Here is an 11469-nt window from a genome sequence, read left to right as displayed (position 1 = left end):
GGACAGCCTGGCGGTTCTGGTCTCGCTCGCCGCCGGCGCGCTGACCGCGGCGATCGCCGGGCCGCTGGTGCTGGCGGCGTGCGGCGGCAGCGGCGCGCTGGGGCTGGCGATGGCGCCGAAGGCGGCGACGACGCCGATCGCGATGGCGGTGGCGCGGGAGATCGGCGCCGCGCCCGCGCTCGCCGCGGTGTTCGCGATCGCCGGGGGGGTGATCGTGGCGATCGCGGCGCGGCCGCTGCTGGGCTGGCTCGGGATCGAGGATCATCGGGCCTTCGGCCTCGCGGCCGGGGTGGCGGGCAGCGGGATCGGCGCCGCGGAAGCGGTGGCGCGCGATGCGGAGGCGGGCGCCTACGCGGCGCTCGGCGTCGGGCTGACGGCGGTGGCGACCGCGCTGGTCGTGCCGGCGCTGGCGGCGCTCGGGGTGGTCTGACCGGCGCGGAGGGCATCGCGGGGCGGACCGGACCCCGCGGCCAGCGCCGCGGCCCGGGGCGGCGGTGGGCCGCGCCGGGCTTGCCGGAGGCGATCTGCTGGTTCGGGCCGGGCGGCGATGCCGTCCCGGACGATCAGCGTCACGCGGGCCGGGCCGGCCTTCTGCCTGAACGCAATCCCCGCAGCCCGCCGCGGATTGCCGGCGCCGAGCGGGCGCCCAGGAATCCGATGATCGCGGTGCCGAGCAGGAGAAGGGAAGACGGCTCGGGCACGTTGACCGGGGTGGGACCGGGACCGGGGCCGGGGCTCGGCACGCCGCCGGTATGGCCGTTCACGGGCGGCGGGTTGGGGGCCCCGGGGACGGGCGGCAGGCCGGTATCCACCGCGGGTATGAAGGACGGCATGGGTTGGGAGAGAATGCCCGGATTCGGGATCTGATCGGTCACGCCCTGAGGGGCGATATACGGACTCGGGTTGCTCACGCCGCCGACCGGTGTCATCGGCATGGCGACCGGACCCGGGGCACCGGCGATGACGGGCGGCGCCCCGACCGGATGCGGCGGGCGCGGATCCGCGTGACCGGCCAGCGTGAATGCCGCTCCCAGGACGCAGGCGGTGCCGACGACCGCATGAGGGAGTGCCAGCCATGCGGCCCGCGAACCGTGCCAGGGCACCCATCTGCATTGGAGGCGATTCCAAATTTTCATACACGAAATTCCAAAATGCCGTAAAAAAACTATAAAAACTGCCCAAATATCGCTTATCGCGATTCTTGCTGTTTGGCAATATTTCATTAAGAATTTGATCCGCGGCTCCAGCGCCACGGTCCGGCGCGTCGAAGCCCGCCGATCCGGTTGATCAAAAAATCTCTCGCAATCAGAAAGTTATGGGCTGGATCGCAGGTAGGCCACGGCGTGTCCGGCGTTGGAGGGGCGGGGCGCGGCGCCATGAGGGCCGGAGGCGTTGGCCTCGGGCCCCGCGGGGCGGATCAGCTCGCGCCGCGATCCTTCAGCAGGTCGCGGATTTCGGTGAGGAGAAGTTCGGTCGGCGTCGGCGCCGGGGGGGCGGAAGGGGCCGGTTCCGGCGCCTTGTGCAGCTTGCTGATCAGGCGGACCATCCAGAAGATCGCGAAGCCGACGATCAGGAAGTTGAACAGCGTGTTGACGAAGGCGCCGTAGTTCAGCGTGACGGCGCCGGCCTTCTTCGCCGCGGCGAGGGTGGGTTCGGCCGCGCCCTTGAGCGTGATGAAATGGTTCGAGAAATCGACCCCGCCGGTCAGCAGGCCGATGACCGGGTTGATGATGTCGGCGACGAAACTCTTGACGATATTGGAAAACGCGGCGCCGATGACCACGGCGACGGCCAGATCGACCACGTTGCCGCGCATCAGGAAGGCCTTGAAGTCATCGACCCAGGCGGGCCGTTTTGGCTTGAACGACTCTGACATCGAATGCTCCCGTCGTGAAAAACGCCCGTTTTGGGGCGAGTGGCCTGGCATGACCGTTGGCCGGTCACGCTGGCGTGTGCGGAGGCTAGCCGGGTTTGCGCGCCGGGGCCAGCCCGATTGCGAGCCGGCGCGCCGCCCAGCGCCCGGCTTCGGCGACGACGGGATCGTCATCGGCGGCGAGGCGCGCGGCGGCGGGGGCGAGTGCGGGATCGGCCGAATTGCCGATGGCGATGGCGACGTTGCGGGCGAGGCGGGCGCGGCCGATGCGCTTGATCGGGCTGCCGGCGAACAGGGCGCGGAAGCCAGCATCGTCGAGGGCGGCGAGATCGGCGAGGCGGGGGGCGAGGAGGTCGTCGCGCGCGGCGAGTTTCTGCTCCCGCCCGGCGGCGGCGAACTTGTTCCAGGGGCAGGCGGCGAGACAGTCGTCGCAGCCATAGATGCGGTTGCCGATGGCGGGGCGGAACTCCTCCGGGATCGGGCCCTTGTGCTCGATGGTGAGGTAGGAAATGCAGCGCCTGGCATCGAGCCGGTAGGGGGCGGGGAAGGCATCGGTCGGGCAGGCGGCCTGGCAGGCGGTGCAGGTGCCGCAGCGGTCGGGGTGCGGCGGATCGGGCGGCAGGGCCAGCGTCGTCATGATCTCGCCGAGCAGGAGCCACGAGCCGTGGCGGCGGGAGACGAGGTTGGTGTGCTTGCCCTGCCAGCCGAGCCCGGCGGCGGCGGCCAGCGGCTTTTCCATCACCGGCGCGGTGTCGACGAAGACCTTCACTCCTTCGCCGCGCGCGGCGATGAACTGGGCGAGGTGCTTCAGCCGGCCCTTGATGATGTCGTGATAGTCGCGGTTGCGGGCATAGACGGAGATGTTGCCGCGATCGGGGCGGGAGAGGGTCGCGAGCGGGTCGCCATCGGGGGCGTAGGACAGGCCGAGGGAGATGACGCTGACCGCCTCCGGCCAGAGCGAAGCGGGGTCGGCCCGCTGGGCGGCGCGATCCTCCATCCAGCCCATCGTGCCGTGATGGCCGGCGGCGAGATGGGCGCGGAGATTGTCGCGGACGCTCTCGGGCAGGCGGGCGCGGGCGATGCCGATCGCATCGAAGCCGAGAGCGGCGGCGCGGGCGGCGATGGCGGCGCGGAGATCCGCCTCAGCCACGGCCGCGATAGGGCGGCACGCCCTGGTCGGGCAGGTAGGCGCCCTCGGGCGGGGCGCCGGTCTGCCAGAACACGTCGATCGGGATGCCGCCGCGCGGATACCAGTAGGCGCCGATGCGCAGCCAGCGCGGGGCGAGCAGGTCGACCAGGCGCTCGGCGATCATCAGCGTGCAGGCCTCGTGAAAGGCGCCGTGGTTGCGGAAGCTGCCGAGATAGAGCTTGAGCGACTTGCTCTCCACGATCCACGAATCGGGGATGTAGTCGATCACGACATGGGCGAAATCGGGCTGGCCGGTGATCGGGCAGAGCGAGGTGAATTCGGGGCAGGTGAAGCGCACCACGTAGTTCTTCCCCCGGGACGGGGCGGCGACGCGTTCGAGCACCGCGGCCTCGGGCGAGTCCGGCATGCGGCTCTCGCGGCCGAGCTGTTGCAGCGCGTCATAGCGTGTGTCGGTCATCGCCCTGGCTCCATGCGTCGCGGGTGGCGGCGGCGTAGGCGGCGAAGCGTCCGGCCTCGATCGCCTCGCGGGCGCCGCGCATCACCGTCTGGTAATAGCTTAGATTGTGGGTGGTCAGCAGCATCGGGCCGAGCATTTCGTCGCAGCGGAAGAGATGGTGCAGGTAGGCGCGGCTGTGGCGCGCGCAGGCGAGGCAGGGACAGGCCGGGTCGAGCGGGCGGTCCTCGGCGGCGAAGCGGGCGTTGCGCAGGTTGAGGATGCCGCGCGAGGTGAAGGCGCGGCCGGTGCGGCCGGCGCGGGTGGGCATCACGCAGTCGAACATGTCGACGCCGCGGGCGATGCTGCCGAGCAGGTCGTCCGGCGTGCCGACGCCCATGAGGTAGCGCGGGCGGTCGGTGGGCAGCAGGGGGGTGGTGACGTCCAGCGTGTCGAACATCGCCTGCTGGCCCTCGCCGACCGCGAGGCCGCCGATCGCGTAGCCCTCGAAGCCGAGGCCGGTGAGGGCGGCGGCGGATTCGGCGCGGAGATCGGCGAAGACGCTGCCCTGGACGATGCCGAACTGGCCATAGCCGGGGCGCGGTTCGAAGGCCGCGCGGGAGCGTTCCGCCCAGCGCATCGACAGGCGCATCGAGGCGGCGGCCTCCTCGTGCGTGGCGGGGAAGGGCGTGCACTCGTCGAAGGCCATGGTGATGGTCGCGTCGAGCGCGTTCTGGATCGCGGTCGAGGATTCGGGGGTGAGGTGGTGAGCGGAGCCGTCGAGATGCGAGCGGAAGGTGACGCCGACCTCGTCGATCTTGCGGAGCTTGGCCAGCGACATGACCTGGAAGCCGCCGGAATCGGTGAGGATGATGCCGGGCCAGTCCATCATCCGGTGCAGCCCGCCAAGGGCGCGGACGCGCTCGGCGCCGGGGCGGAGCATCAGGTGATAGGTGTTGCCGAGGACGATCTCGGTGCCGGTGGCGCGGACGGCGTCCGCCGTCATCGCCTTCACCGTGCCGGCGGTGCCGACCGCCATGAAGGCGGGGGTTTCGGCGGTGCCGTGGGCGGTGACCAGGCGGCCGCGGCGGGCGGCGCCGTCCTGCCCGAGATTGTGGAAGGCGAAGCCGGTCATGCGCGCTCCAGCAGCGAGGCGTCGCCGTAGGAATAGAACCGGTAGCCCCGTGCTATGGCGTGGGCATAGGCGGCGCGCATGCGCTCCAGCCCGGCGAAGGCGGCGACCAGCATCAGCAGGGTGGATTTCGGCAGGTGGAAATTGGTCATCAGCCGGTCGACCAGCCTGAAGCGATAGCCGGGGGTGATGAAGAGCTCGGTCTCGCCGTGCCAGGGGGCGAGGGTGCCGTCCTCGGCGGCGGCGGTCTCCAGCACGCGCAGGCTGGTGGTGCCGACGGCGACGATGCGCCCGCCGCGCGCGCGGGTGGCGTTGACCAGGGCGGCGGTCTCCGGGCCGATCAGGCCGCGTTCGGCGTGGAGCTTGTGGCGTTCGAGCTGGTCCTCGCGCACCGGCAGGAAGGTGCCGGCGCCGACATGCAGCGTGACGGTGGCGAGGCCGACGCCGCGCGCGGCGAGGGCGGCGAGGACGGTTTCGGTGAAATGCAGCCCGGCGGTGGGGGCGGCGACGGCGCCCTCCTCGGCGGCGAACATGGTCTGGTAGTCCTGCCGGTCCTGTTCGGAGATGCCGGCGGGGCGGGGGATGTAGGGCGGCAGGGCGAGGCTCGCCGCGCGGTCGAGCATGGCGCGGAAGGTCTCGGCGTCGCAGTCGAAGCGCAGGGTCGCCGAGCCGTCGGGCGCGCGGTCGATCACCTCGGCGGCGATGCCGCCGGCGCCATCGATCGCGATGGTCTCGCCGGGGCGGGCGCGGCGGGCGTTGCGCAGCAGGACGCGCCAGGTGCCGTCGGCCAGCGGGCGGTCGAGGGTGATGCCGATCCGCGCGTCGCCGCGCCGCCCGGTGAGCTGGGCGGGGATGACGCGGGTGTCGTTGACCACCAGCAGGTCGCCGGGGGCGAGCAGGGCGGGCAGGTCGAGGATGGTGCGGTCGTCGAGCCCGTCGCCGCGGACATGCAGCAGGCGCGCGGCGTGGCGCGGCCGCGCCGGTTCGGCCGCGATGCGCTCGGGCGGCAGGTGATAGTCGAAATCAGCGAGGTTCATTCTTCGAGGTAGCTCGAAATCTCGACCAGGTTGCCGTCCGGATCGCGGCAATAGACCGAGCGCATGGCGCCGAGCGCGCCGATTTTCGGCGCCGGACCCTCGACGATGTCCACCCCCTGGGCCTGGAGGTGGTTCACCACGAAGTCGGTGCCGAGGGCGGTGACGAAGCAGATGTCGAGCGCGCTGGGGGCGGGTTTCGCCGCCTGCGGGCCGGACTCGCGCCCGGCCTGGTGCAGGTTCAGCTTCTGCGCGCCGAAGCGCAGGGCGATCCGGCGCTCGGCGCCGAATTCCTCGCGCTCCATGCCGAGGACGCGCTCGTACCAGTCGGCGGTCCTGTCGACGTCGGAGCAGGTCAGCACGACATGGTCGATCCGGTCGACGGTGAACTTCATGGCCGGCTCAGGCGAGGTCGGCGAAGAAGTCGTTGCCCTTGTCGTCGACCACGATGAAGGCGGGGAAGTTCTCGACCTCGATGCGCCAGACCGCTTCCATGCCGAGTTCGGGGTATTCCAGCACCTCGACCTTGCGGATGTTGTCGCGGGCGAGCACCGCGGCGGGGCCGCCGATCGAGCCGAGATAGAAGCCGCCATGCGCCTTGCAGGCGTCGCGCACCGCGCGCGAGCGGTTGCCCTTGGCGAGCATCACCAGCGAGCCGCCGGCGGCCTGGAACTCTTCGACATAGCTGTCCATCCGCCCGGCGGTGGTGGGGCCGAAGCTGCCGGTGGCCATGCCCTCGGGCGTTTTCGCGGGGCCGGCGTAGTAGACCGGGTGGTTCTTGATGTAGTCGGGCAGACCCTCGCCGCGGTCGAGCCGTTCCTTCAGCTTGGCGTGGGCGATGTCGCGCGCCACGACGATCGGGCCGGTGAGGGCGACGCGGGTCTTGACCGGGTGTTTCGAAAGCTCGGCGAGGATGTCCGCCATCGGGCGGTTGAGGTCGATCTGCACCACGTCGCCGCCGAGATGGGTGTCGGTGACCTCGGGCAGGTATTTCGCCGGATCGGTTTCGAGCTGTTCGAGGAAGACGCCTTCCTTGGTGATCTTGGCGCGGATCTGCCGGTCCGCCGAGCAGGAGACGCCGATGCCGACGGGCAGCGAGGCGCCATGGCGGGGCAGGCGGACCACCCGGACGTCGTGGCAGAAATACTTGCCGCCGAACTGCGCGCCGATGCCGAGCCGGCGGGTCATTTCCAGGATCTGCCGCTCAAGCTCGAGGTCGCGGAAGGCGTGGCCGGTGGGCGAGCCCTGGGTGGGCAGCGAGTCGAGCCAGCGGGTGGAGGCGAGCTTGACCGTCTTCATCGTGGTCTCGGCCGAGGTGCCGCCGATGACGATGGCGAGGTGATAGGGCGGGCAGGCGGCCGTTCCGAGGGTTTTTACTTTGGTTTCAATGAATTCGAGAAGTTTCTTCGGATTCAGGATCGCCCGCGTTTCCTGATACAGGAAGCTCTTGTTGGCGGAGCCGCCGCCCTTGGCGACGAACATCAGCTCGAATTCCTCGGCATGGGCCTCGCCGGGGGCGGCCATGATGTCGCACTGGACCGGCAGGTTGGTGCCGGTGTTCCGCTCCTCGTACATCGAGAGCGGCGCCATCTGCGAGTAGCGCAGGTTGGTCTCGGTGTAGGTGCGGTAGACGCCGTGGGAGAAGGCCTCCTCCTCGTCGCCCTCGACCCAGACGCGCTGGCCCTTCTTGCCGAACACGATGGCGGTGCCGGTGTCCTGGCACATCGGCAGGATGCCGCCGGCGGCGATGTTGGCGTTCTTGAGGAATTCCATCGCCACGTAGCGGTCGTTCTCCGAGGCCTCGGGATCGTCGAGGATCGCGCGGAGCTGGCGCAGATGGCCGGGGCGCAGCAGGTGGGAGACGTCGTGGAACGCCTGGAAGGCGAGGGCGGAGAGGGTTTCCGGGGCGATCCGCAGGATCGTCCTGCCCGCCGCCTCGATGGTGGAGACGCCGCCGAGATCGAGCCTGCGCCAGGGCGTGTCGTCATGGCCCAGGGGGAACATGGTGCTGAAGGCGAAATCGGGCGTCTTCTTGGTGATCGCGTTCATGGCGGCTCTCCGGGCTCAGTCTTTGGCGGGCGGGCGGCGGCGGAAGGCGTCGAGGCTGACGACCTCGGCGGGGCCCTGCTCCGGTGGCGGCGGCGCGGGTTCGGGCGCGGCCGCGGGCGCTTCTTCCGGCGCTTCGGGGACGCGGGCGGCGAATTGCAGGCCGAAGCGCACCGCCGGGTCGGCGAAGGCGGTGATGGCGTCGAGCGGGATGTCGAGCGTCGCCGGCACGCCGCCGAAGGAGAGGCGGACCGAGAAGCGCTGCGCCTCGGCATCCACCGACAGGTCGCGGTACTGGTGCTGCAGGACGATGGTCATCTCGTCCGGATACTGGGCGCGCAGCCGGTCGGGCATGATCACGCCTGGATGGGCGGTGGCGAAGGTGATGTAGAAGTGATGCTCGCCCGGCATGCCCTCGCGCGACGCATGGTCGAGCGCGCGCAGCACCACGAGGCGGAGCGCGTCCTCGGTCCATTCGTCGTAGGGCAGGAGGCTTTCGGGGATCGGCGTGTCGTCGTCTTCGGCCATGTCGTCGAATTCACCTTGCAGTCGTCATGCGTGCGGGCCGGCAGCGGCGCCGGCGGCTTGTCAGCGGGACTGTCGCTCGTAATGGCGGTAATATTTTTCGGTCACAAGATCCGTCTGCACGACGACGGCTATGTCCGTCGTGTTGAACTGCCAGTCGATCACCGCGCCGTCGCCGACGAAGCCGCCGAGGCGGAGATAGCCCTTGATCAGCGGCGGCAGCTCGGCGAGGACCTGGCGGGCGTCATATTCGTCGGCGCCGAGGCGGCACATCTCGACATAGCGCGCCTCCAGCGCGCGCGGGCGGATGTGCGCCGGGGCGAGGTGGTGGGCGTGCAGGTAGGAGAGCGCCGGCGCCAGATCGTCGAGATCGGTGCCGTGCAGGCTGGCGCAGCCGAACATCAGCTCGATCCCGTGCTGGAACACATAGGCGGCGATGCCGCGCCAGAGCAGCTGCATGACGGCGCGGGAGCGGTGCGCCTGGTCGACGCAGGAGCGGCCGAGCTCGAGCAGGCGGCTGGAGAAGCGTTCGAGCGGCGCGATGTCGTATTCGTCGGCCGAATAGAAATGGCTGCCTTGGGGCAGGGCGTCCTGCCGGATCAGGCGGTAGGTGCCGACGACGCCGCGGGCATCGTCGGCGATGTCGTGGTCGATCACGAGGAGATGATCGGCGATCGCATCGAAGGCGTCCTGGTCGCGGCCGGAGGCGAGGGTCGCGGCGTCGGGATGGGCGCCGAGCTCGTCGTAGAAGATGCGGAAGCGCAGGGCCTGGGCGGCGTCGAGCTCGGCCGCGGTCGCGGCGAGGCGGACGCCGAGATTGCCGACCCGGATTTCCGGAAAGGCCAGCAGGCTGTCCATCGGGCGTTCGGCCGTCATGGTCCGGCCGCCTCGCCGGCGGGCTCCGGCGCGCGCGCGGCGGTGCCGAGGCGGCGGCCGAACAGCTCGATCTTGAGGGAAACGAGTTCGAACCCGTGGCGGGCGGCCACCTTGCGCATGAGAAGTTCGGTCTCCGGCTCGTCGAATTCGATCACCTGGCCGCTGTCCTGGTCGACCAGGTGAAAATGGTCGTGCTCGCCCGACATCTCGTAGCGCGCGCGGCGGCTGCCGAGGCTGCGGCGCTCGAGGATGCCGTGCTGCTCGAACAGGCGCACCGTGCGGTAGACGGTGGCAAGCGAGATCCGCGGGTCGAGGCGGTGGGCGAGGCGGTGCAGTTCGTCGACATCGGGGTGGCCGTTCACCTCGGACAGCACGCGCGCAATGACGCGCCGCGGGCCGGTCATCCTGAGCCCGTTTGCCACGCACAGACGCTCGATGCGGGTCTCCATCCGCTGCCTTGTGGACCATCTCGGCGGCGCGGTCCACCCCAATCCGCGCCCGAGGGCGGGGGCGCTAGGACAGGCGGCGGCGCGGGGTGTAGAAATTGCAGAAGCCGGCCGGCGCCACCGTGCCGCGCACGCGCCGGCAGGCGGCGCCGGCGGCGCGGAAATTGGCGCAGGTCGCGCAGCGCGCGCCGTTGCGGAAGGGATGCGGGACATAGCCGGCGGCATCCCGCGTGGCCTTCGGATGGGGGGCGCGCAGAACCCGGGCGGCGGCCAGGGCGAGGGCGCCGCAGAATGTTTCGAGGCAGTAGCGGCGGGGCCGGGGCGGAATCGTCGTCTCCCTGCGGATTGCGCGTCACGTTATCATTTCTAGGGCAATCATGCACGCGAAAGTTGTGTTCCGATGGCGGCGGCGCCGCGCCGGGCGCGGCGGCTGCATCCAGATTGTCTCGGCGGCGGTAATGCCATAAGCAATGTTCGATGGCGCAGGATACGGAACGGTGACGTCGTCGCCCGGTGGGGCGGTTGCGGCGGATGAGGAGCTTGGCCGGTTGGTCGAGGCCTGCCAGGCGCAGGACGCGGCCGCGCTGCGCGAGCTTTACCGGCGCATGTCGCCGATGCTGATGGGGGTGGCGCTGCGGCTGCTGCGCGACCGGCCGCAGGCCGAGGAGGTCTTGCAGGAGGCGTTCCTGCAGGTGTGGCGGAACGCGGCCAGGTTCGACCGGGCGCGCGGATCGGCGAAGGCCTGGATGATCGGGATCGTGCGCTACCGCGCCCTCGACCGGATCGACAGCGAGCGGCGGCAGCCGGCGAATGGCGGCGAGATTCCCGATATCGCGGCGGAGATGCCGGTGGCGGTGGAGGACGGGCGGGCGCTGGCCGCCTGCCTCGGCGAACTGCCGGAACACTGGCGGCGCGCGGTCGTGCTGTCGTTTGTCGACGGGTATTCGCACAGCGAGATCGCCGAACGCACGGACACGCCGCTCGGCACGGTGAAGAGCTGGATTTCCCGGGCCCTCGGCGCGCTGAAAAGGTGTCTTGAGCGATGAGCGGGTCGATGGCGGACGACGGGCCGGACCGGGCGGGGCTTTACGTGCTGGGCCTGCTGCGCGGCGCGGAGCGGCGGGAGTTCGAGGCCGCGTGCGCGCGCGATCCGGCGCTGGCCGCCGAGGTGGCGGCGTGGGAGGAGCGGCTGCTGCCGCTGGCGCTCGCGGTGCCGCCGGTGGCGCCGGGGCCGGCGGTGTGGGCGGCGATCGAGCGCGCGACGAGCCCGCGCGCGGCCGCGCCGGCGCGGCGCAACCGGCTGCGGGAGATCTGGGACAATCTGTTCGTCTGGCGGGGCATCGCCCTGGCCGGCGCGGTGGCGGCGGCGCTGCTGCTCGTGCTGCCGCGCGGGGCGCCGGGGCCGGCGATGGTCGCGGTGCTGTCGGCGAAGTCGGGCCCGGTGTTCACCGTGGCGATGAAGACGAACGGCGCGCTGAACATCGCGCCGGTGGGGCATGCGGCGCCGCCGGCGGGCAAGGTCTGGCAGCTCTGGGCGGTCGGCCAGGGCGAGGCGCCGGTGCCGATCGGCTTCGTGCAGGCGGGGGCGACAAGGCTGCCGGCGAACGACGTGCCGGCGCGGCTGCGCCGGGCGCATACGCTGATCGCGGTGACGGTGGAGCCGCCCGGCGGCTCGCCCACCGGCAAGCCGGACATGCCGATCGTCTTCGCCGGGCCGCTGCTGCCGGTGGCGCCGACAGCCTCCTGATATCCGGCCGGATCAGAGATCGAGGCTGGTCTGCGCCGGCGGCGCGCGGTCGGCTTCGGGACGGACGCCGAGCGTGCCGTCGCCGAAATGCAGCACGAGGTGGCGTTTCGATCCGGCGTCGCGCCGCGTGGTGACGGGATCGCCGGACGGGGTCGCCACCATCACGAAGCCGCGCGCCAGTGTCGCGTGATAGGACAGGGCTTCGAG

Annotated in this window: 14 protein-coding genes and 1 pseudogene; 3 read left to right on the top strand and 12 right to left on the bottom strand. The window is 71.1% G+C overall.

The window, feature by feature from the left end:
• The coding region (locus RT91_RS09940; RefSeq protein ID WP_035187081.1) for an LrgB family protein at positions 1 to 430 on the top strand (430 nt) is incomplete at its 5' end.
• A 139-nt stretch (positions 431 to 569) separates the two neighbouring features.
• On the opposite strand, the gene RT91_RS22530 is transcribed toward RT91_RS09940, so the two are convergent.
• The 11 genes from RT91_RS22530 to RT91_RS09885 all read right to left on the bottom strand — a co-directional run bounded on the left by RT91_RS22530 (position 570) and on the right by RT91_RS09885 (position 9518).
• A complete protein-coding gene (locus RT91_RS22530) occupies positions 570 to 935 on the bottom strand; it encodes a PEP-CTERM sorting domain-containing protein (protein ID WP_240314257.1) in 366 nt (121 codons plus the stop codon).
• Positions 936 to 1417: 482 nt separating this feature from the next.
• Entirely contained in the window at positions 1418 to 1876 is a 459-nt protein-coding gene (gene mscL / locus RT91_RS09930; protein WP_007423609.1) for a large-conductance mechanosensitive channel protein MscL, read from the bottom strand.
• Positions 1877 to 1961: 85 nt separating this feature from the next.
• On the bottom strand, positions 1962 to 3023 hold the full coding sequence (queG, locus tag RT91_RS09925) for a tRNA epoxyqueuosine(34) reductase QueG (protein ID WP_013639956.1): 1062 nt from the start codon (positions 3021 to 3023) through the stop codon (positions 1962 to 1964).
• Complete coding sequence (gene queF, locus RT91_RS09920; RefSeq protein WP_007423611.1) at positions 3016 to 3480, bottom strand: preQ(1) synthase; 465 nt, start codon at positions 3478 to 3480, stop codon at positions 3016 to 3018. The genes queG and queF overlap by 8 nt, the downstream gene beginning before the upstream one ends.
• Positions 3461 to 4591 carry a tRNA guanosine(34) transglycosylase Tgt gene (gene tgt, locus RT91_RS09915; RefSeq protein ID WP_035187080.1) on the bottom strand — a complete coding sequence of 377 codons (1131 nt, stop codon included), beginning with the start codon at positions 4589 to 4591 and terminating at the stop codon, positions 3461 to 3463. Before tgt ends, queF begins: the two co-directional genes overlap by 20 nt.
• A complete protein-coding gene (gene queA, locus RT91_RS09910) occupies positions 4588 to 5625 on the bottom strand; it encodes a tRNA preQ1(34) S-adenosylmethionine ribosyltransferase-isomerase QueA (protein WP_035187078.1) in 1038 nt (345 codons plus the stop codon). The genes tgt and queA overlap by 4 nt, the downstream gene beginning before the upstream one ends.
• Positions 5622 to 6017, bottom strand: coding sequence for a VOC family protein (locus RT91_RS09905; protein ID WP_007423941.1), 396 nt, complete (start codon positions 6015 to 6017; stop codon positions 5622 to 5624). Before RT91_RS09905 ends, queA begins: the two co-directional genes overlap by 4 nt.
• Before the next feature lie 7 nt (positions 6018 to 6024).
• Positions 6025 to 7671 (bottom strand): fumarate hydratase, encoded by a 1647-nt coding sequence (locus RT91_RS09900; RefSeq protein WP_007423940.1) that lies wholly within the window; start codon positions 7669 to 7671, stop codon positions 6025 to 6027.
• A gap of 15 nt (positions 7672 to 7686) precedes the next feature.
• A complete protein-coding gene (locus tag RT91_RS09895) occupies positions 7687 to 8196 on the bottom strand; it encodes an SspB family protein (RefSeq protein WP_007423939.1) in 510 nt (169 codons plus the stop codon).
• 60 nt (positions 8197 to 8256) lie between these two features.
• Entirely contained in the window at positions 8257 to 9069 is an 813-nt protein-coding gene (locus RT91_RS09890) for a GNAT family N-acetyltransferase (protein WP_007423938.1), read from the bottom strand.
• Positions 9066 to 9518: a Fur family transcriptional regulator gene (locus RT91_RS09885; protein ID WP_007423937.1), complete on the bottom strand. Its 453-nt coding sequence runs from the start codon at positions 9516 to 9518 to the stop codon at positions 9066 to 9068. Before RT91_RS09885 ends, RT91_RS09890 begins: the two co-directional genes overlap by 4 nt.
• Positions 9519 to 10012: 494 nt before the next feature.
• Between RT91_RS09885 and RT91_RS09880 the strand changes: the two genes are divergently transcribed.
• The gene (locus tag RT91_RS09880) at positions 10013 to 10561 is read left to right on the top strand and encodes an RNA polymerase sigma factor (RefSeq protein WP_231295389.1); all 549 of its coding nucleotides are present in this window, start codon (positions 10013 to 10015) and stop codon (positions 10559 to 10561) included.
• Positions 10558 to 11262 carry an anti-sigma factor domain-containing protein gene (locus RT91_RS09875; RefSeq protein ID WP_013639952.1) on the top strand — a complete coding sequence of 235 codons (705 nt, stop codon included), beginning with the start codon at positions 10558 to 10560 and terminating at the stop codon, positions 11260 to 11262. Before RT91_RS09880 ends, RT91_RS09875 begins: the two co-directional genes overlap by 4 nt.
• 12 nt (positions 11263 to 11274) lie before the next feature.
• On the opposite strand, the pseudogene RT91_RS09870 reads toward RT91_RS09875, so the two are convergent.
• Positions 11275 to 11469: pseudogene (locus RT91_RS09870) on the bottom strand (exodeoxyribonuclease VII large subunit); the annotation flags it as partial.

The sequence above is a fragment of the Acidiphilium sp. JA12-A1 genome (assembly GCF_000724705.2).
Classification (GTDB): Bacteria; Pseudomonadota; Alphaproteobacteria; order Acetobacterales; family Acetobacteraceae; genus Acidiphilium; species Acidiphilium multivorum.
Note: the sequence above shows the minus strand (reverse complement) of the source record. Positions and strands in the feature narration are given on the sequence as shown.

What these genes read in the sequence shown, in the direction of transcription:
- RT91_RS22530 (WP_240314257.1), bottom strand. Translation starts at nt 935, where the DNA reads ATGCCGATGACACCGGTCGGCGGCGTGAGCAACCCGAGTCCGTATATC.
- mscL (WP_007423609.1), bottom strand. Translation starts at nt 1,876, where the DNA reads ATGTCAGAGTCGTTCAAGCCAAAACGGCCCGCCTGGGTCGATGACTTC.
- queF (WP_007423611.1), bottom strand. Translation starts at nt 3,480, where the DNA reads ATGACCGACACACGCTATGACGCGCTGCAACAGCTCGGCCGCGAGAGC.
- tgt (WP_035187080.1), bottom strand. Translation starts at nt 4,591, where the DNA reads ATGACCGGCTTCGCCTTCCACAATCTCGGGCAGGACGGCGCCGCCCGC.
- queA (WP_035187078.1), bottom strand. Translation starts at nt 5,625, where the DNA reads ATGAACCTCGCTGATTTCGACTATCACCTGCCGCCCGAGCGCATCGCG.
- RT91_RS09905 (WP_007423941.1), bottom strand. Translation starts at nt 6,017, where the DNA reads ATGAAGTTCACCGTCGACCGGATCGACCATGTCGTGCTGACCTGCTCC.
- RT91_RS09900 (WP_007423940.1), bottom strand. Translation starts at nt 7,671, where the DNA reads ATGAACGCGATCACCAAGAAGACGCCCGATTTCGCCTTCAGCACCATG.
- RT91_RS09895 (WP_007423939.1), bottom strand. Translation starts at nt 8,196, where the DNA reads ATGGCCGAAGACGACGACACGCCGATCCCCGAAAGCCTCCTGCCCTAC.
- RT91_RS09890 (WP_007423938.1), bottom strand. Translation starts at nt 9,069, where the DNA reads ATGACGGCCGAACGCCCGATGGACAGCCTGCTGGCCTTTCCGGAAATC.
- RT91_RS09885 (WP_007423937.1), bottom strand. Translation starts at nt 9,518, where the DNA reads ATGGAGACCCGCATCGAGCGTCTGTGCGTGGCAAACGGGCTCAGGATG.
- RT91_RS09875 (WP_013639952.1), top strand. Translation starts at nt 10,558, where the DNA reads ATGAGCGGGTCGATGGCGGACGACGGGCCGGACCGGGCGGGGCTTTAC.